The following is an 18,103-nucleotide window of genomic DNA, read 5'->3' on the forward strand; positions in this document are numbered from 1 at the left end:
CCAGCTCCCACATTGACCACGCCCTATCCATAGTTTTTTGCTAAAAACATTGATCCAGAGCGGTATCCGCGCACATCCGATCGGTTAAAAGAACCGTTGCGACAACTAAGCGACACTCAAGCAAGTAACGGTAACTTCCCGCGCCACATGAGAAACACTCGCTTACACCCCTCGCAAACAATATTCATTATCATTTGGCACCCGAAAACTTCGTTACAGCTTAAACAAAACATAATTGATGAAAAGCCCGCTAATGCCCACACCACAAGGGCTACAGCCCCAAGAAGGTGCACTATGTGCTTATTCCACCGAATAATTTCGCCCTGGGAATTTTACTTGCCCGGTGTTTAGCCATAAAATCACCGCGATTGATTGCAGTGCGACATATCGTCACTGCATCGTTACTTTTTCGAGCTCAGAGACCTTTGCTCTCTGTTAAGGATTTCCAGCATGACCGACGCGACAGGACTCATGGCCCACAACTGGGGCTTTGCCATTTTCCTTCTCGGTGTTGTAGGCCTTTGCGCCTTCATGCTCGGCGTGTCCAGCCTCCTTGGGTCAAAAGCCTGGGGCCGCAGCAAAAACGAACCGTTCGAATCCGGCATGCTGCCTACAGGTGGCGCCCGCTTGCGGCTCTCAGCCAAATTCTATCTGGTCGCGATGTTGTTCGTGATCTTCGATATCGAAGCCCTCTTTCTCTTTGCATGGTCTGTGTCCGTCCGCGAAAGCGGCTGGACCGGATTCGTCGAAGCTCTCGTTTTCATAGCAATTCTGTTGGCAGGTCTTGTCTACCTGTTCCGAGTGGGCGCCCTTGACTGGGCTCCGGAAGCTCGTCGCAAGCGGCAAGCGAAGCTGAAACAATGAGGCTTTGGCAATGCAATACAATCTCACCAGGATCGACCCGGATGCTCCTAACGAGCAGTACCCCATCGGCGAACGAGAAACCGTTTCCGACCCGTTAGAAGACCAAGTCCACAAAAACATCTACATGGGCAAGCTGGAAGACGTGCTGAGTGGCGCGGTCAACTGGGGGCGTAAAAACTCCCTGTGGCCGTACAACTTCGGCCTTTCGTGCTGCTACGTGGAAATGACCACCGCCTTCACGGCGCCCCACGACATCGCACGCTTCGGCGCCGAAGTTATCCGGGCCTCGCCGCGCCAGGCGGATTTCATGGTTATCGCCGGGACCTGCTTCATCAAGATGGCGCCGATCATCCAGCGTCTCTATGAGCAAATGCTCGAGCCGAAATGGGTTATCTCCATGGGTTCGTGCGCCAACTCCGGTGGCATGTACGACATCTACTCGGTCGTTCAAGGCGTGGACAAGTTCCTGCCCGTGGACGTCTACGTGCCTGGCTGCCCGCCCCGTCCCGAAGCGTTCCTGCAAGGCTTGATGCTGTTGCAGGAATCGATTGGCAAGGAGCGTCGCCCACTGTCCTGGGTGGTCGGTGATCAAGGCGTTTATCGCGCCGAGATGCCGTCTCAAAAGGAACAGCGCCGCGAACAGCGAATCGCAGTCACCAACCTGCGCAGCCCCGACGAAGTCTGATCCAGCACCGCTTCTTTTATAGAACGAAAACCTGGCTTCATTCTTTACGTTGACCGAAAGCGATAAAAAACCATGACTACAGGCAGTGCTCTGTACATCCCGCCTTACAAGGCAGACGACCAGGATGTGGTTGTCGAACTCAATAACCGTTTTGGCCCTGACGCCTTCACCGCCCAGGCCACACGCACCGGTATGCCGGTGCTGTGGGTGGCGCGTGCCAGGCTCGTCGAAGTCCTGACCTTCCTGCGCAACCTGCCCAAGCCGTACGTCATGCTCTATGACCTGCATGGCGTGGACGAGCGTCTGCGCACCAAGCGCCAGGGCCTGCCGAGCGGCGCCGATTTCACCGTGTTCTACCACCTGATGTCGCTGGAACGTAACAGCGACGTGATGATCAAGGTCGCGCTGAGCGAGAGCGACCTGAGCATCCCGACCGTCACCGGTATCTGGCCGAACGCCAGCTGGTACGAGCGTGAAGTCTGGGACATGTTCGGTATCGACTTCCCGGGCCACCCGCACCTGACGCGCATCATGATGCCGCCGACCTGGGAAGGTCACCCGCTGCGCAAGGACTTCCCTGCCCGCGCCACCGAATTCGACCCGTTCAGCCTCAACCTGGCCAAGCAGCAGCTAGAAGAAGAGGCGGCGCGCTTCCGCCCCGAAGACTGGGGCATGAAGCGTTCCGGCACCAACGAGGACTACATGTTCCTCAACCTGGGCCCGAACCACCCTTCGGCTCACGGTGCCTTCCGTATCATCCTGCAACTGGACGGCGAAGAGATCGTCGACTGCGTCCCGGACATCGGCTACCACCACCGTGGCGCCGAGAAGATGGCCGAGCGCCAGTCCTGGCACAGCTTCATCCCGTACACCGACCGTATCGACTACCTCGGCGGCGTGATGAACAACCTGCCGTACGTGCTCTCGGTCGAGAAGCTGGCCGGCATCAAGGTGCCGGACCGCGTCGACACCATCCGCATCATGATGGCCGAGTTCTTCCGCATCACCAGCCACCTGCTGTTCCTGGGTACCTATATCCAGGACGTCGGCGCCATGACCCCGGTGTTCTTCACCTTCACCGACCGTCAGCGCGCCTACAAGGTCATCGAAGCCATCACCGGTTTCCGCCTGCACCCGGCCTGGTACCGCATCGGCGGCGTGGCCCACGACCTGCCGAACGGCTGGGAACGCCTGGTCAAGGAATTCATCGACTGGATGCCCAAGCGCCTGGACGAGTACCAGAAAGCCGCCTTGGACAACAGCATCCTCAAAGGCCGCACCATCGGCGTCGCGCAGTACAACACCAAAGAGGCCCTGGAATGGGGCGTCACCGGCGCCGGCCTGCGTTCCACCGGTTGCGACTTCGACCTGCGTAAAGCGCGCCCGTACTCCGGCTACGAGAACTTCGAGTTCGAAGTACCGCTGGCGGCCAATGGCGATGCCTACGACCGTTGCATCGTGCGCGTCGAAGAAATGCGCCAGAGCCTGAAGATCATCGAGCAGTGCATGCGCAACATGCCGGCCGGCCCGTACAAGGCGGATCACCCGCTGACCACGCCGCCGCCCAAAGAGCGCACGCTGCAGCACATCGAAACCCTGATCACGCACTTCCTGCAGGTTTCGTGGGGTCCGGTCATGCCGGCCAACGAATCCTTCCAGATGATCGAAGCGACCAAGGGTATCAACAGTTATTACCTGACGAGCGATGGCGGCACCATGAGCTACCGCACCCGGATTCGTACCCCAAGTTTTGCCCACTTGCAGCAGATCCCTTCGGTGATCAAAGGCGAGATGGTCGCGGACTTGATTGCGTACCTGGGTAGTATCGATTTCGTTATGGCCGACGTGGACCGCTAAGCATGAACAGCACGCTTATCCAGACAGACCGTTTCACCTTGAGTGAAACCGAGCGCTCGGCCATCGAGCACGAGCTGCATCACTACGAAGACCCGCGCGCGGCGTCGATCGAAGCCCTGAAGATCGTCCAGAAGGAACGTGGCTGGGTGCCAGACGGCGCCCTCTACGCCATCGGCGAGATCCTCGGCATCCCCGCCAGTGACGTTGAAGGCGTGGCGACGTTCTACAGCCAGATCTTCCGCCAGCCGGTTGGCCGCCACATCATTCGCGTGTGCGACAGCATGGTCTGCTACATCGGCGGCCACGAATCGGTGGTCAGCGAGATCCAGAACAAGCTGGGCATCGGCCTCGGCCAGACCACCCCGGACGGCCGCTTCACGCTGCTGCCGGTGTGCTGCCTGGGCAACTGCGACAAGGCGCCGGCGTTGATGATCGACGACGACACATTCGGTGACGTGCAGCCTGCTGGCGTGACCCAATTGCTCGAGGGCTACCCATGACCCTGACTTCCTTCGGCCCGGCCAACCTGATCAAGCGTTCGGCCGAGACTCACCCGCTGACTTGGCGCCTGCGTGACGACGGCGAGCCGGTATGGCTTGACGAATACCAGGCCAAGAACGGTTACGCCGCAGCGCGCAAAGCCTTCGCCGACATGGCCCAGGACGATATCGTCCAGACCGTGAAGGACGCCGGCCTCAAAGGTCGCGGCGGTGCGGGTTTCCCCACCGGCGTGAAATGGGGCCTGATGCCCAAAGACGAATCCATCAACATCCGCTACCTGCTGTGCAACGCGGATGAGATGGAGCCCAACACCTGGAAAGACCGCATGTTGATGGAGCAACTGCCCCATCTGCTGATCGAAGGCATGTTGATCAGCGCCCGTGCGCTCAAGACCTACCGTGGCTATATCTTCCTGCGTGGCGAGTACACCACCGCCGCCAAGCACCTCAACCGTGCCGTGGAAGAAGCCAAGGCCGCCGGCCTGCTGGGCAAGAACATCCTCGGCTCCGGTTTCGACTTCGAACTGTTCGTGCACACCGGCGCCGGGCGTTATATCTGCGGTGAAGAAACCGCACTGATCAACTCCCTCGAAGGCCGCCGCGCCAACCCGCGTTCCAAGCCGCCCTTCCCTGCCGCCGTGGGCGTGTGGGGCAAGCCGACTTGCGTGAACAACGTCGAGACCCTGTGCAACGTGCCGGCGATCATCGCCGACGGCGTGGACTGGTACAAATCCCTGGCCCGCGAAGGCAGCGAAGACATGGGCACCAAGCTCATGGGCTTCTCCGGCAAGGTCAAGAACCCTGGCCTGTGGGAACTGCCATTCGGCGTGACCGCACGCGAGCTGTTCGAGGACTACGCCGGCGGTATGCGCGACGGCTACACCTTGAAAGCCTGGCAGCCAGGCGGCGCCGGCACCGGTTTCCTGCTGCCCGAGCACCTCGATGCACAAATGTATGCCGGCGGTATCGGCAAGGTGGGCACCCGGATGGGTACCGGCCTGGCGATGGCGGTCGACAACACCGTGAACATGGTCTCGTTGCTGCGCAACATGGAGCAGTTTTTTGCCCGCGAATCCTGCGGCTTCTGCACCCCATGCCGCGACGGCCTGCCTTGGAGCGTCAAGCTGCTGATGGCCCTGGAAAATGGCGAAGGCCGCGAGGGCGACATCGAAACCCTGCTGGGTCTGGTCGGTTTCCTCGGCCCAGGCAAGACTTTCTGTGCTCACGCACCGGGCGCCGTGGAGCCATTGGGCAGCGCAATCAAATACTTCCGCTCGGAGTTCGAAGCCGGCATCGCGCCCACCAGCGCCGCCGTCCCGCCTCTGGCGAAGCCGATCGTAGTCGGCGCGTAACGCTTAAACAGGCGAAGGGTCCGTGCCCTTCGCCTGCTCATGTGCTGACGCCGTAAAGGCTGTGTAGATGCACATGAATAACAAGATTCCATTAGCCACGCCCGCTGACAACGGGCCAACGAAGAACTTTGAACCATGGCCACTATCCACGTAGACGGCAAAGCGCTCGAAGTCGATGGGGCGGACAACCTGTTACAGGCATGTCTGTCACTCGGCCTCGACATCCCGTATTTCTGCTGGCACCCCGCTCTCGGTAGCGTCGGTGCCTGTCGCCAGTGTGCGGTCAAGCAATACACCGACGAAAACGACACCCGTGGTCGTATCGTCATGTCCTGCATGACCCCAGCCACCGACAACACCTGGATCTCCATCGACGATGAAGAGTCCAAGGCGTTCCGCGCCAGCGTTGTCGAATGGCTGATGACCAACCACCCCCACGACTGCCCGGTCTGTGAGGAAGGCGGTCACTGCCACCTGCAAGACATGACGGTGATGACCGGCCACAACGAGCGCCGCTATCGCTTCACCAAGCGTACCCACCAGAACCAGGACCTCGGCCCGTTCATTTCCCACGAAATGAACCGCTGCATCGCCTGCTACCGCTGCGTGCGCTTCTACAAGGACTACGCCGGCGGCACCGACCTCGGCGTATTCGGCGCCCACGACAACGTGTACTTCGGTCGCGTTGAAGACGGCGTGCTCGAAAGCGAATTCTCCGGCAACCTCACCGAGGTCTGCCCCACCGGTGTGTTCACCGACAAGACCCACTCCGAGCGCTACAACCGCAAGTGGGACATGCAGTTCGCACCGAGCATCTGCCATGGCTGCTCCAGCGGTTGCAACATCTCGCCGGGCGAGCGCTACGGTGAATTGCGCCGTATCGAAAACCGCTTCAACGGTTCGGTCAACCAGTACTTCCTGTGCGACCGTGGCCGCTTCGGCTATGGCTACGTAAACCGCGAAGACCGTCCGCGCCAGCCGCTGCTGGCCGATGGCGCCAAGCTGAGCCTGGACGCCGCGCTGGATAAAGCCGCCGACCTGTTGCGCGGGCGCACTATCGTCGGTATCGGTTCGCCACGCGCCAGCCTCGAAAGCAACTTCGCCTTGCGTGAACTGGTGGGTGCCGAGCACTTCTACTGCGGTATCGAAGCGGGCGAGCTGGAGCGCATCCGCCTGGTCCTGCAAGTGCTGAACGACAGCCCGCTGCCAGTGCCGAACATGCGCGACATCGAAGACCACGATGCGATCTTCGTACTCGGTGAAGACCTGACCCAGACCGCTGCACGCATCGCGCTGTCACTGCGTCAGTCGGTCAAAGGCAAGGCCGAAGAAATGGCCGACGCCATGCGCGTACAGCCTTGGCTTGACGCCGCCGTGAAGAACATCGGCCAGCACGCGCTGAACCCGCTGTTTATCGCTTCCCTGGCTGAAACCAAGCTCGACGACATCGCTGAAGAATGCGTACACGCCGCGCCGGACGACCTGGCGCGCCTCGGTTTCGCCGTGGCCCACGCCCTCGACGCCAGCGCACCCGCCGTTGAAGGCCTGGACGCTGAAGCTGTCGAGTTGGCTCAGCGCATTGCCGACGCCCTGCTGGCGGCCAAGCGCCCGCTGATCATTGCCGGTACCTCGTTGGGTTCCAAGGCGCTGATCGAAGCCGCCGCCAACATCGCCAAGGCCCTTAAGCTGCGCGACAAAAATGGCTCCATCAGCCTGGTGGTGCCGGAAGCCAACAGCCTGGGCCTGGCAATGCTCGGTGGCGAGTCCGTGGACGCGGCCTTGCAAGCGGTGATCGACGGCAACGCCGACGCCATCGTGGTGCTGGAAAACGACCTGTACACCCGCACCGCTGCCGCCAAGGTTGACGCTGCACTGGACGCGGCCAAAGTGCTGATCGTCGCCGACCACCAGAAGACCGCCACCAGCGACCGCGCCGACCTGGTGCTGCCAGCCGCCACCTTCGCCGAAGGCGACGGCACACTGGTCAGCCAGGAAGGCCGCGCCCAGCGCTTCTTCCAGGTGTTCGATCCGAAGTACATGGACGCCAGCATCCTGGTGCACGAAGGCTGGCGCTGGCTGCATGCCCTGCGCGCCACCCTGCTGAACCAGCCGATCGACTGGACCCAACTCGACCACGTGACCGCTGCCACCGCCGCCAGCGCGCCGCAGCTTGCTCGTATCGTCGATGCCGCGCCGTCTGCCGCGTTCCGCATCAAGGGCCTGAAACTGGCACGTGAGCCGCTGCGTTACTCCGGTCGTACCGCCATGCGTGCTGACATCAGCGTGCACGAGCCACGTACCCCGCAAGACAACGACACCGCGTTTGCCTTCTCCATGGAAGGTTATTCGGGTTCGGCCGAACCCCGTCAGCAGGTGCCGTTTGCCTGGTCGCCGGGCTGGAACTCGCCGCAAGCCTGGAACAAGTTCCAGGACGAAGTCGGTGGTCACATCCGCGCTGGCGACCCGGGCACTCGCCTGATCGAAACCAGCGGTGACTCGCTGAACTGGTTCGCTGCGGTACCGCGTCCGTTCAACCCGGCGCCGGGCACCTGGCAAGTCGTGCCGTTCTTCCACCTGTTCGGCAGCGAAGAAACTTCTTCCAAGGCCGCGCCGGTTCAAGAGCGCATTCCTGCCGCCTATGTGTCCGTGGCCAAGTCCGAAGCCGACCGCCTGGGCGTCAACGACGGTGCCTTGCTCAGCCTCAACGTGGCCGGCCAGACCTTGCGTCTGCCGCTGCGTATCAACGATGAGTTGGGTGCCGGCCTGGTTGCACTGCCTAAAGGCATCGCCGGTATTCCGCCTGCCATTTTCGGCAAAACCGTTGACGGTCTGCAGGAGGCAGCGCAATGACTTGGTTCACGCCGGAAGTAATTGACGTGATCATCTCGGTGGTCAAGGCCATCGTGATCCTGTTGGCCGTGGTCGTCGCGGGCGCCCTGCTCAGCTTCGTCGAACGTCGCCTGCTGGGCTGGTGGCAGGACCGTTACGGTCCGAACCGCGTTGGCCCGTTCGGCATGTTCCAGATCGCTGCCGACATGCTGAAAATGTTCTTCAAGGAAGACTGGACCCCGCCGTTTGCCGACAAGGTGATCTTCACCCTGGCACCGGTGGTAGCCATGAGCGCCTTGCTGATTGCGTTTGCGATCATCCCGATCACCCCGACCTGGGGCGTGGCGGACCTGAACATCGGTTTGCTGTTCTTCTTCGCCATGGCCGGTTTGTCGGTATACGCGGTGCTGTTCGCCGGTTGGTCGAGCAACAACAAGTTCGCCCTGCTGGGCAGCTTGCGTGCCTCGGCCCAAACCGTATCCTATGAAGTGTTCATGGGGTTGGCACTGATGGGCATCGTGGTGCAGGTTGGCTCGTTCAACATGCGCGACATCGTCGAGTACCAGGCGCAGAACCTGTGGTTCATCATTCCGCAGTTCTTCGGCTTCTGCACCTTCTTCATCGCTGGCGTGGCCGTGACTCACCGTCACCCCTTCGACCAGCCGGAAGCGGAACAGGAACTGGCCGACGGTTACCACATTGAATATGCCGGTATGAAGTGGGGCATGTTCTTCGTCGGTGAGTACATCGGCATCATCTTGATCTCGGCCCTGCTGGTCACGCTGTTCTTCGGCGGCTGGCACGGTCCGTTCGGCATCCTGCCGCAGTTGGCCTTCTTCTGGTTCTTCCTGAAGACCGCGTTCTTCATCATGCTGTTCATCCTGCTGCGCGCCTCGATTCCGCGCCCGCGCTATGACCAGGTGATGGATTTCAGCTGGAGATTCTGCCTGCCGCTGACCCTGATCAATTTGCTGGTGACGGCTGCCGTCGTGTTGTTGAACACGCCCGCTGCCGCGGTTCAGTGAGGATTTGACCCATGTTCAAATATATTGGCGACATCGTTAAGGGTACCGGTACCCAGTTGCGAAGCCTGGTGATGGTGTTCGGTCACGGCTTTCGCAAACGCGACACCCTGCAATACCCCGAAGAAGCGGTGTACCTGCCGCCGCGCTATCGCGGCCGCATCGTACTGACCCGCGACCCCGACGGCGAAGAGCGTTGCGTAGCCTGCAACCTGTGCGCCGTGGCGTGCCCGGTGGGTTGCATTTCCCTGCAGAAAGCTGAAACCGAAGATGGTCGCTGGTACCCGGACTTCTTCCGCATCAACTTCTCGCGCTGCATTTTCTGCGGCCTCTGCGAGGAAGCTTGCCCGACCACCGCGATCCAGCTGACGCCGGATTTCGAGATGGCCGAGTTCAAACGTCAGGACCTGGTGTACGAGAAAGAAGATCTTTTGATCTCTGGTCCCGGTAAAAACCCTGATTACAACTTCTATCGTGTTGCAGGTATGGCCGTTGCCGGTAAGCCAAAAGGCGCCGCACAAAACGAAGCCGAGCCGATCAACGTGAAGAGCTTGCTGCCTTAAGGAAGAAAGATGGAATTCGCTTTCTATTTCGCATCGGGTATTGCAGTGGTGTCCACGCTTCGCGTGATCACCAACACTAACCCCGTGCACGCCCTGCTCTACCTGATCATTTCGCTGATCGCCGTGGCCATGACCTTTTTCAGCCTCGGCGCACCGTTCGCCGGTGTGCTGGAAGTGATCGCCTACGCCGGCGCCATCATGGTGCTGTTCGTGTTTGTGGTGATGATGCTCAACCTGGGGCCGGCTTCGGTCGCCCAGGAGCGCGTCTGGCTCAAGCCCGGCATCTGGCTCGGCCCGGTTGTCCTCGCAGCCCTGCTGCTGGGTGAACTGCTGTATGTGCTGTTCGCTCACCAGAGCGGCCAGGCCATCGGCCACACCACCGTAGACGCGAAAGCCGTGGGCATCAGCCTGTTCGGCCCGTACCTGCTGGTGGTCGAACTGGCTTCGATGCTGCTGCTCGCCGCAGCCATCACTGCCTTCCACTTGGGCCGCAACGAAGCCAAGGAGCAATGACGATGCCTGCTATCCCTTTGGAGCATGGTCTGGCGGTCGCCGGCATCCTGTTCTGCCTTGGCCTGGTCGGCCTGATGGTTCGCCGTAACATTCTGTTCGTGTTGATGAGCCTGGAAATCATGATGAACGCTGCGGCACTGGCGTTCATCGTGGCAGGCGCACGTTGGGGCCAGCCGGATGGGCAAGTGATGTTCATCCTGGTGATCAGCCTGGCAGCCGCCGAAGCCAGTATTGGCCTGGCGATCCTGCTGCAGCTGTATCGTCGCTTCCACACGCTTGATATCGACGCTGCCAGTGAGATGCGCGGATGAACATGATCTTTCTGACTTTCGTATTCCCCCTGATCGGTTTCCTGCTGCTGTCGTTCTCTCGCGGGCGCTGGTCGGAGAACCTCTCGGCCCTGATCGGCGTGGGTTCCATCGGCCTGTCGGCCATCGTGGCCGCCTACGTCATCTGGCAATTCAACGTGGCGCCGCCCGAAGGTGGTCACTACACCCTGGTGCTGTGGCAGTGGATGGCGGTCGAGGGCTTCAAGCCCAACTTCGCCCTCTACATCGACGGCCTGTCGATCACCATGCTCGGCGTGGTGGTGGGTGTGGGCTTCCTGATCCACCTGTTCGCGTCCTGGTACATGCGCGGTGAAGCGGGCTACTCGCGCTTCTTCTCGTACACCAACCTGTTTATCGCCAGCATGCTGTTCCTGGTGCTGGGCGATAACCTGTTGTTCCTGTACTTCGGCTGGGAAGGCGTGGGCCTGTGCTCGTACCTGTTGATCGGTTTCTACTACAGCAACCGCAACAACGGTAACGCAGCACTCAAGGCGTTTATCGTCACCCGCATCGGCGACGTGTTCATGGCCATCGGCCTGTTCATCCTGTTCCAACAGGTGGGCACGCTGAACATCCAGGAACTGCTGGTGCTGGCACCGCAGAAATTCCAGGTCGGCGACTTCTGGATCACCCTGGCTACCCTGATGCTGCTGGGTGGCGCCGTGGGTAAATCTGCGCAACTGCCACTGCAAACCTGGCTGGCGGATGCAATGGCCGGTCCTACCCCGGTATCGGCACTGATCCACGCCGCCACCATGGTAACCGCCGGTGTCTACCTGATCGCCCGTACCCACGGCCTGTTCACCCTGGCGCCGGACATCCTGCACCTGGTGGGTATCGTCGGCGGCGTGACCCTGGTACTGGCCGGCTTCGCCGCGCTGGTGCAGACCGACATCAAGCGTATCCTCGCCTACTCGACCATGAGCCAGATCGGCTACATGTTCCTGGCCCTGGGCGTCGGCGCCTGGGACGCGGCGATCTTCCACCTGATGACCCACGCGTTCTTCAAGGCCCTGCTGTTCCTCGCCTCCGGCGCCGTGATCGTGGCCTGCCACCACGAGCAGAACATCTTCAAGATGGGCGGCCTGTGGAAGAAACTGCCACTGGCGTACGCCAGCTTCATCGTCGGTGGTGCCGCCCTGGCGGCCCTGCCGCTGGTAACCGCAGGCTTCTACTCCAAGGACGAAATCCTCTGGGAAGCTTTCGCCAGCGGTAACCAGAACCTGCTGTACGCAGGCCTGGTAGGTGCGTTCATGACCTCGCTGTACACCTTCCGCCTGATCTTCATCACCTTCCACGGTGAAGCCAAGACCGAAGCGCACGCAGGCCACGGCATCTCCCATTGGTTGCCACTGTCGGTGCTGATCATCCTGTCGACCTTCGTCGGTGCGATGATCACCCCGCCACTGCACGGTGTATTGCCACAAAGCGTCGGCCATGCCGGCGGTGAAGCCCAGCACAGCCTGGAAATCGCCTCGGGCGCCATCGCCATCGCCGGTATCCTGCTGGCGGCTCTGCTGTTCCTCGGCAAGCGTCGCTTCGTGACTGCCGTGGCCAACAGTGGCATTGGTCGCTTCCTGTCGGCCTGGTGGTTCGCTGCCTGGGGCTTCGATTGGATCTACGACAAACTGTTCGTCAAACCTTACCTTGCGATCAGCCACGTGCTGCGCAAAGACCCGCTCGACCAGACCATCGGTTTGATCCCGCGTGCCGCCAAGGCCGGTCACACCGCCCTGAGCCGCAGCGAGACCGGCCAATTGCGTTGGTATGCAGCGTCCATGGCGGCGGGTGCCGTTCTGGTGATCGGCGCCATCGTCGTGGTAGCGGTCTGACTATGTTTAAGTGCACTGCGTACTTTGCGAACTTGCGAAAGGAAACGAGCCCGTCATGATTCTGCCCTGGCTAATCCTGATCCCCTTTATCGGCGGCCTGCTCTGCTGGATGGGTGAACGCTTCGGCGCCACCCTCCCCCGCTGGATTGCGTTGCTGACCATGTCCCTGGAACTCGCGCTCGGCCTCTGGCTGTGGGCCCATGGTGACTATTCATTCGCTCCGGCACCGGGCGTCGATCCCACCTTTGCGCTTGAATTCAAGCACGTGTGGATCCAGCGCTTCGGCATCAACGTGCACCTGGCCCTCGACGGCCTGTCGCTGTTGATGATCCTGCTGACCGGCCTGCTGGGTATCCTCTCGGTACTCTGCTCCTGGAAAGAGATCCAGCGTCACGTGGGCTTCTTCCACCTGAACCTGATGTGGATCCTGGGCGGCGTTGTCGGCGTGTTCCTGGCGCTGGACCTGTTCATGTTCTTCTTCTTCTGGGAAATGATGCTGGTGCCGATGTACTTCCTCATCGCGCTCTGGGGTCACAGTTCTTCGGACGGCAAGAAAACCCGGATCTACGCGGCGACCAAGTTCTTCATCTTCACTCAGGCTTCCGGCCTGATCATGTTGGTGGCGATCCTGGGCTTGGTACTGGTGAACTTCAACAACACCGGCGTGATTACCTTCAACTACGCCGATCTGTTGAAGACCAAGATGTCGTTGACCACCGAGTACGTGCTGATGCTGGGCTTCTTCATCGCCTTCGCGGTGAAGCTGCCGGTGGTGCCGTTCCACTCCTGGTTGCCTGACGCTCACGCCCAGGCGCCGACTGCCGGTTCCGTGGACCTGGCCGGTATCCTGTTGAAGACCGCTGCCTACGGCCTGCTGCGTTTCGCCCTGCCGCTGTTCCCGAATGCTTCGGCCGAATTCGCGCCGATTGCCATGACCCTGGGTCTGATCGGGATTTTCTACGGTGCGTTCCTGGCCTTCGCCCAAACCGACATCAAGCGCCTGATTGCCTTCTCGTCCGTTTCCCACATGGGTTTCGTACTGATCGGCATCTACTCCGGCAGCCAGCTGGCGTTGCAAGGCGCAGTGATCCAGATGTTGGCCCACGGTGTTTCTGCCGCTGCGCTGTTTATCCTGAGTGGCCAGCTGTACGAGCGCCTGCACACCCGTGACATGCGTGAAATGGGTGGCGTGTGGTCGCGCATCGCTTACCTGCCGGCGATCAGCCTGTTCTTTGCCGCCGCGTCGCTGGGCTTGCCGGGTACCGGTAACTTCATCGGCGAGTTCCTGATCCTGATGGGTGCCTTTGTGCAGACGCCGTGGATCAGCGCCATCGCCACCTCCGGCCTGGTGTTCGGTTCGGTCTACTCGCTGATCATGATCCACCGCGCCTATTTCGGCCCGGCCAAGTCCGACACCGTCCTGCAAGGGATGGATGCGCGCGAACTGATCATGGTGCTCGGCCTTGCGGTGTTGCTGATCTTCATCGGCGTGTACCCGCAACCGTTCCTGGACACTTCTGCCGCAACGATGCATGGCGTGCAGCAGTGGTTCGGCACCGCCTTCTCTCAACTCGCTTCGGCCCGGTAAGAGCGCTATGGAATTCACGATCCAACACTTTATCGCGCTTGCGCCGCTGCTGATTACCAGCCTCACCATCGTGGTGGTGATGCTGGCAATCGCCTGGCGCCGCAATCACTCGCAAACGTTCCTGCTGTCCTGCGCCGGGTTGAACCTGGCCCTGCTGTCGATCATCCCGGCCCTCAAGGTCGCGCCACTGGCAGTCACGCCATTGATGATGGTCGATGACTTCGCGCTGCTGTACATCGCCCTGATCCTGGTGGCGACCCTGGCCTGCGTCACCCTCGCCCACGCCTACCTCGGCGAAGGCGGCACCGGCTACCCGGGCAACCGCGAAGAGCTGTACCTGCTGATCCTGCTGGCTGCGGCCGGCGGTATCGTGCTGGTCAGCGCGCAGCACCTGGCGGGCCTGTTCATCGGCCTGGAACTGCTGTCGATCCCGACCTACGGCCTGGTGGCCTACGCCTTCTTCAACAAGCGCTCCCTGGAAGCCGGCATCAAGTACATGGTGCTGTCGGCCGCCGGTTCCGCGTTCCTGTTGTTCGGTATGGCCCTGCTCTACGCCGAAGCCGGCAGCCTGAGCTTCACCGGTATCGGCCACGCGCTGGCCGCCACCAACAGCCCGGCGCCGATTGCCCAGTTGGGCCTGGCGATGATGCTGATCGGCCTGGCATTCAAGCTGTCGCTGGTGCCGTTCCATCTGTGGACCCCCGACGTGTACGAAGGCGCCCCGGCGCCGGTGGCCGCGTTCCTGGCGACTGCGTCGAAAGTGGCCGTGTTTGCAGTGATGGTGCGTCTGTTCCAGATCTCCCCTGCCGCCAACACCGGCGTGCTGAGCAATGTGCTGACGGTGATCGCCATTGCGTCGATCCTGTTCGGTAACCTGCTGGCCCTGACCCAGAACAACCTCAAGCGCCTGCTGGGTTATTCGTCCATCGCCCACTTCGGCTACCTGCTGATCGCCCTGGTGGCGAGCAAAGGCCTGGCTGTAGAAGCCATCGGCGTGTACCTGGTCACCTACGTGATCACCAGCCTGGGTGCGTTCGGCGTCATCACCTTGATGTCGTCGCCGTACAAAGGCCGTGACGCCGACGCCCTGTACGAATACCGCGGCCTGTTCTGGCGCCGTCCGTACCTGACCGCCGTGCTCACCGTGATGATGCTGTCGTTGGCCGGTATTCCGCTGACGGCGGGCTTTATCGGCAAGTTCTACATCGTCGCGACCGGTGTCGAAGCCCACGAATGGTGGCTGGTTGCCTCGCTGGTACTGGGCAGCGCCATCGGCGTGTTCTACTACCTGCGCGTGATGGTCACCCTGTACCTGATCGAGCCAAACCTGCGCCGTGTGGATGCCGAGCTGCATTGGGAACAGAAGGCAGGCGGCGTCATGCTGCTGGCCATCGCCCTGCTCGCGTTCTTCCTGGGCGTGTACCCACAACCGTTGCTCACCCTGGTGCAGCACGCGGTGCTGGGCGTTTGATCGCTTAGGTTGATGCAGTAAACAGAACGGCGCCTTTGGGCGCCGTTTTGCGTTTCTGTAGCTTGGCTTTTTCCCTTCCCTACTCGCTGAAATTTCTTCTTCAATCTGCCTCCTCATCCGGCATCTACCCCGCTGGATGCGGCCTTAAGGTGTTTGCGTTTTAAGAAAGTTCCCACAGCTTGGGCGCTTGACCCATAGAGAGTGGGCCACCAAACTATACGCAGGCTACGTACAGAACATGGATGCTCTATTTATCGAACTGCCGGCATTCGAACGGCATCGCAGGGACTATCTGAGCGATGAGCTTTTTCACGGTTTTCAGCAGGAGTTGATGAAAAACCCAGAAGCGGGAGACGTGATCGAGGGAACGGGCGGGTTGAGAAAGGTTCGCTTCGTCGATGAGCGACGAAACAAAGGCAAGCGCGGTGGCCTGCGGGTCATTTACTACTGGTGGTCAGGCGGTACGCAATTCTGGTTATTCACTTTGTACGGCAAACACGAACAGAACGACCTGACGCCACAACATAAAAAAGCCCTTAAACACATGCTAGACAGGGAAATCAAAGCGAGAACACACCATGAAACGTGAAATCTTTTCCGAACTGGTCGAAGGCTTCGACGCCCTGGCTGATGAACGCCAGGGAAAAATCACCCTGCGCACCCACAAAGCGCACCTCAACAAGCTGGCGCCACTCAGCGCTGACGAGGTAATCGCCGTACGCCAGCAACTCAACCTGTCCCGCTCGGTATTCGCCATGTACCTGCGCACCAACACCCGCACCCTGGAGAACTGGGAGCAAGGCCGGGCCAAGCCGAATGCGCAGGCTGTCACGTTGATACGACTAGTGGCGCGCTTTCCGGAAACCGTGGCGCAACTTGCCGCATTGGGCTGACCGGCAATAGCCGCACAAAAAACGCCCCGAGCATTCGGGGCGTTTTTGCAGCGCAAACAGCGTCAGAACGCGATACCCACCTTGAAACCATACTCATCACGCTTGAGCTTGGTGTTGTCGGCCACATAGGAGTCGTTATCGAGCTTGTACTCGGTGCGGGTGTAGTACAGGCCCGCCATCACTGGCAGGTCACCCTTCTGGTTCATCAGCAGGCTGACTTCGGCGTAAGGGTTGGTGCGGTCCTTGAGGTCCACGCTGTCGCTGCCAACGCCGTCAACCTTGAGTTTGGCGCGGCCGTCGATGGTGTGACGGGCGCCGGCTTCAACGCGCAGGGTCATGTCATCGAACTGGTGGTTGTAGCCCAGGGCTGCCTTGGCAAACGGCGACTTGTTGGTGAGCTTCATGTCGTAGCCATTGGTGTCCGGCTCGTAGCGGGTCCAGGTGTAGCCACCGCCCACGATCACATCGACGAAGTTGCGCGCATCCAGCGCGGCACGCCAGCCGAGGTCGAGGTCGGCCTGGCCTTCCTTGAGCTTGTTATCGCTCTTCTCGCCGTACTTGGCTTCGATACCGGCCTGGTAAATGAAGCCGGATTCGGCGGTGAGCTTGTTGCCGAAGTTATAGAACAGGCCGGCTTCGGGCATGTGGTCCTTGTCGCTTTCACTACCGCCTTCAAGTTTGAAGTCGTTGTAGCTGCCCATGATCCCGAACGTGGAAATCGGGTCGGTGGAAGGTGCTGCGAACACCACGCCAGGCGCGGCCACCAGGGCCAGCAACGAGGTGTTCTTGAGGAATTTTCCGAATAGTTTGGACATCGTTTTACATCTCCATTTTAAGGTGGGCAAAGTATTCAGGAATCGGTTCGAACCTTGGCGTTTGCAAAAAGTTCGAACTGATTTGCACCAAAATGGAGAAAAAACGGTTCAGCGAAGGCTCTATCTCAATACTCTTCGAGATCGGCCCTGATTAGGTGCTCAACCGCTTCGCGAAGTTGCGGCTGAGCCGGCAAACAAATGCCGAAGGTGTCGCGCAATAACGTCAGCAACTCATCAGCACTCTCCAGCTTGCGCTTCTCGCTGGGCCGGTCCAGGTAATGAACCGCATAGCGGGCGTTGGCCAACGTATGGCGCCTGCCAGGCGCAAGCAACGCGGCTTTCAACTGCCCTACAAACGGGGAGCCTGGGTGCGTGGAGACGTACCAGTTGCCGATTTCATAGTCGATGTCGGCCTGGGTTTGCAGATCGAACACGTACAGGCCACGCCACTCCTCGCCCACCTGCGCCCACAGCGTGTAGCTGCCGTGTTTGAGCGTCAGGCGATAAGGCTCATGAGCGGTGGCCTGGGGTGCGTCGTTGTCCAGTTGCAACGGGCTGCTGGGCACCATGCCGCCAAAACCGACATCGGTGATATAGCGCACGCCGTCGAGGGTCACCAGGCTCAAGCGATGGGTGCGCCCAGTGTGGGCGTCTGGTGGGCCGCCGATCACCACACGCCCGGTGATGCCACGGGCTTCGAAGCCCAACTCCTGCAAGAGTGCCAGGAACAGCTGGTTCAACTCGTAGCAATAGCCGCCGCGCCCCTCGTGCAGCACCTTGCGCTCAACGCTGGGCAGGTCGATCGGTACCGGTGCATGCATCAACGTCGACAGACTTTCAAAGGCAAAGCTGCACACATGGCGCAGTTGCAAGTCCCGCAGGGTTTGCAGGGTGGGCGGCGGTGGCGAGGCATAGCCCAGGCGTTGCAGGTACAGGCGGCTATCGGTGAGTGTGTGCATGGCACGGTCCTTGGGCGCGGGGCAAGAGCGT

17 protein-coding genes are annotated in these 18,103 nt (G+C 60.7%); 15 read left to right on the plus strand and 2 right to left on the minus strand.

The window, feature by feature from the left end; translation table 11 throughout:
- Nucleotides 1-450 precede the first annotated feature (450 nt).
- From ACTJLA_RS09845 to ACTJLA_RS09915, 15 genes are all read left to right on the plus strand, one after another.
- A complete protein-coding gene (locus ACTJLA_RS09845; RefSeq protein ID WP_003192109.1) occupies nt 451-864 on the plus strand; it encodes an NADH-quinone oxidoreductase subunit A in 414 nt (137 codons plus the stop codon).
- Nucleotides 865-874: 10 nt separating this feature from the next.
- Nucleotides 875-1,549 (plus strand): NuoB/complex I 20 kDa subunit family protein, encoded by a 675-nt coding sequence (locus tag ACTJLA_RS09850; RefSeq protein WP_003174719.1) that lies wholly within the window; start codon nt 875-877, stop codon nt 1,547-1,549.
- Between the two features lie 72 nt (nt 1,550-1,621).
- Entirely contained in the window at nt 1,622-3,406 is a 1,785-nt protein-coding gene (gene nuoC, locus ACTJLA_RS09855; protein WP_003192111.1) for an NADH-quinone oxidoreductase subunit C/D, read from the plus strand.
- A gap of 2 nt (nt 3,407-3,408) precedes the next feature.
- On the plus strand, nt 3,409-3,906 hold the full coding sequence (gene nuoE, locus ACTJLA_RS09860; RefSeq protein ID WP_003174721.1) for an NADH-quinone oxidoreductase subunit NuoE: 498 nt from the start codon (nt 3,409-3,411) through the stop codon (nt 3,904-3,906).
- Nucleotides 3,903-5,258, plus strand: a complete 1,356-nt coding sequence (nuoF, locus tag ACTJLA_RS09865) for an NADH-quinone oxidoreductase subunit NuoF (RefSeq protein WP_032896666.1) — start codon at nt 3,903-3,905, stop codon at nt 5,256-5,258. Before nuoE ends, nuoF begins: the two co-directional genes overlap by 4 nt.
- Before the next feature lie 135 nt (nt 5,259-5,393).
- A complete protein-coding gene (nuoG, locus tag ACTJLA_RS09870) occupies nt 5,394-8,108 on the plus strand; it encodes an NADH-quinone oxidoreductase subunit NuoG (RefSeq protein ID WP_054917271.1) in 2,715 nt (904 codons plus the stop codon).
- Nucleotides 8,105-9,112 (plus strand): NADH-quinone oxidoreductase subunit NuoH, encoded by a 1,008-nt coding sequence (gene nuoH / locus ACTJLA_RS09875; protein WP_003174724.1) that lies wholly within the window; start codon nt 8,105-8,107, stop codon nt 9,110-9,112. Before nuoG ends, nuoH begins: the two co-directional genes overlap by 4 nt.
- 11 nt (nt 9,113-9,123) lie before the next feature.
- On the plus strand, nt 9,124-9,672 hold the full coding sequence (gene nuoI, locus ACTJLA_RS09880) for an NADH-quinone oxidoreductase subunit NuoI (protein ID WP_003174725.1): 549 nt from the start codon (nt 9,124-9,126) through the stop codon (nt 9,670-9,672).
- Nucleotides 9,673-9,681: 9 nt separating this feature from the next.
- Nucleotides 9,682-10,185 (plus strand): NADH-quinone oxidoreductase subunit J, encoded by a 504-nt coding sequence (gene nuoJ / locus ACTJLA_RS09885; RefSeq protein WP_003174726.1) that lies wholly within the window; start codon nt 9,682-9,684, stop codon nt 10,183-10,185.
- A 2-nt stretch (nt 10,186-10,187) separates the two neighbouring features.
- Nucleotides 10,188-10,496, plus strand: a complete 309-nt coding sequence (gene nuoK, locus ACTJLA_RS09890; RefSeq protein WP_003174727.1) for an NADH-quinone oxidoreductase subunit NuoK — start codon at nt 10,188-10,190, stop codon at nt 10,494-10,496.
- Nucleotides 10,493-12,346, plus strand: coding sequence for an NADH-quinone oxidoreductase subunit L (gene nuoL / locus ACTJLA_RS09895; protein WP_014718912.1), 1,854 nt, complete (start codon nt 10,493-10,495; stop codon nt 12,344-12,346). Before nuoK ends, nuoL begins: the two co-directional genes overlap by 4 nt.
- A gap of 55 nt (nt 12,347-12,401) precedes the next feature.
- Nucleotides 12,402-13,934 (plus strand): NADH-quinone oxidoreductase subunit M, encoded by a 1,533-nt coding sequence (gene nuoM, locus ACTJLA_RS09900; RefSeq protein WP_014718913.1) that lies wholly within the window; start codon nt 12,402-12,404, stop codon nt 13,932-13,934.
- Between the two features lie 7 nt (nt 13,935-13,941).
- Nucleotides 13,942-15,405, plus strand: coding sequence for an NADH-quinone oxidoreductase subunit NuoN (gene nuoN, locus ACTJLA_RS09905; RefSeq protein WP_003174731.1), 1,464 nt, complete (start codon nt 13,942-13,944; stop codon nt 15,403-15,405).
- A gap of 238 nt (nt 15,406-15,643) precedes the next feature.
- On the plus strand, nt 15,644-15,994 hold the full coding sequence (locus ACTJLA_RS09910; protein WP_003192123.1) for a toxin: 351 nt from the start codon (nt 15,644-15,646) through the stop codon (nt 15,992-15,994).
- A complete protein-coding gene (locus ACTJLA_RS09915) occupies nt 15,984-16,298 on the plus strand; it encodes a helix-turn-helix domain-containing protein (RefSeq protein ID WP_003192124.1) in 315 nt (104 codons plus the stop codon). The genes ACTJLA_RS09910 and ACTJLA_RS09915 overlap by 11 nt, the downstream gene beginning before the upstream one ends.
- 62 nt (nt 16,299-16,360) lie before the next feature.
- Here the strand turns inward: ACTJLA_RS09915 and ACTJLA_RS09920 are convergent, their stop codons facing one another.
- Nucleotides 16,361-17,113, minus strand: a complete 753-nt coding sequence (locus tag ACTJLA_RS09920) for an outer membrane beta-barrel protein (protein ID WP_034127889.1) — start codon at nt 17,111-17,113, stop codon at nt 16,361-16,363.
- A gap of 125 nt (nt 17,114-17,238) precedes the next feature.
- Entirely contained in the window at nt 17,239-18,072 is an 834-nt protein-coding gene (locus tag ACTJLA_RS09925; RefSeq protein WP_072446046.1) for an arylamine N-acetyltransferase family protein, read from the minus strand.
- Between the last annotated feature and the right edge of the window lie 31 nt (nt 18,073-18,103).

The sequence above is a fragment of the Pseudomonas sp. 22072 genome (assembly GCF_052046095.1).
Classification (GTDB): domain Bacteria; phylum Pseudomonadota; class Gammaproteobacteria; order Pseudomonadales; family Pseudomonadaceae; genus Aquipseudomonas; species Aquipseudomonas paracarnis.

What these genes read in the sequence shown, in the direction of transcription:
- ACTJLA_RS09850 (WP_003174719.1), top strand. Translation starts at nt 875, where the DNA reads ATGCAATACAATCTCACCAGGATCGACCCGGATGCTCCTAACGAGCAG.
- nuoK (WP_003174727.1), top strand. Translation starts at nt 10,188, where the DNA reads ATGCCTGCTATCCCTTTGGAGCATGGTCTGGCGGTCGCCGGCATCCTG.
- ACTJLA_RS09920 (WP_034127889.1), bottom strand. Translation starts at nt 17,113, where the DNA reads ATGTCCAAACTATTCGGAAAATTCCTCAAGAACACCTCGTTGCTGGCC.
- nuoM (WP_014718913.1), top strand. Translation starts at nt 12,402, where the DNA reads ATGATTCTGCCCTGGCTAATCCTGATCCCCTTTATCGGCGGCCTGCTC.
- nuoI (WP_003174725.1), top strand. Translation starts at nt 9,124, where the DNA reads ATGTTCAAATATATTGGCGACATCGTTAAGGGTACCGGTACCCAGTTG.
- nuoE (WP_003174721.1), top strand. Translation starts at nt 3,409, where the DNA reads ATGAACAGCACGCTTATCCAGACAGACCGTTTCACCTTGAGTGAAACC.
- nuoH (WP_003174724.1), top strand. Translation starts at nt 8,105, where the DNA reads ATGACTTGGTTCACGCCGGAAGTAATTGACGTGATCATCTCGGTGGTC.
- ACTJLA_RS09845 (WP_003192109.1), top strand. Translation starts at nt 451, where the DNA reads ATGACCGACGCGACAGGACTCATGGCCCACAACTGGGGCTTTGCCATT.
- nuoG (WP_054917271.1), top strand. Translation starts at nt 5,394, where the DNA reads ATGGCCACTATCCACGTAGACGGCAAAGCGCTCGAAGTCGATGGGGCG.
- nuoF (WP_032896666.1), top strand. Translation starts at nt 3,903, where the DNA reads ATGACCCTGACTTCCTTCGGCCCGGCCAACCTGATCAAGCGTTCGGCC.
- nuoL (WP_014718912.1), top strand. Translation starts at nt 10,493, where the DNA reads ATGAACATGATCTTTCTGACTTTCGTATTCCCCCTGATCGGTTTCCTG.
- ACTJLA_RS09915 (WP_003192124.1), top strand. Translation starts at nt 15,984, where the DNA reads ATGAAACGTGAAATCTTTTCCGAACTGGTCGAAGGCTTCGACGCCCTG.
- nuoJ (WP_003174726.1), top strand. Translation starts at nt 9,682, where the DNA reads ATGGAATTCGCTTTCTATTTCGCATCGGGTATTGCAGTGGTGTCCACG.
- nuoC (WP_003192111.1), top strand. Translation starts at nt 1,622, where the DNA reads ATGACTACAGGCAGTGCTCTGTACATCCCGCCTTACAAGGCAGACGAC.
- nuoN (WP_003174731.1), top strand. Translation starts at nt 13,942, where the DNA reads ATGGAATTCACGATCCAACACTTTATCGCGCTTGCGCCGCTGCTGATT.
- ACTJLA_RS09925 (WP_072446046.1), bottom strand. Translation starts at nt 18,072, where the DNA reads ATGCACACACTCACCGATAGCCGCCTGTACCTGCAACGCCTGGGCTAT.
- ACTJLA_RS09910 (WP_003192123.1), top strand. Translation starts at nt 15,644, where the DNA reads ATGGATGCTCTATTTATCGAACTGCCGGCATTCGAACGGCATCGCAGG.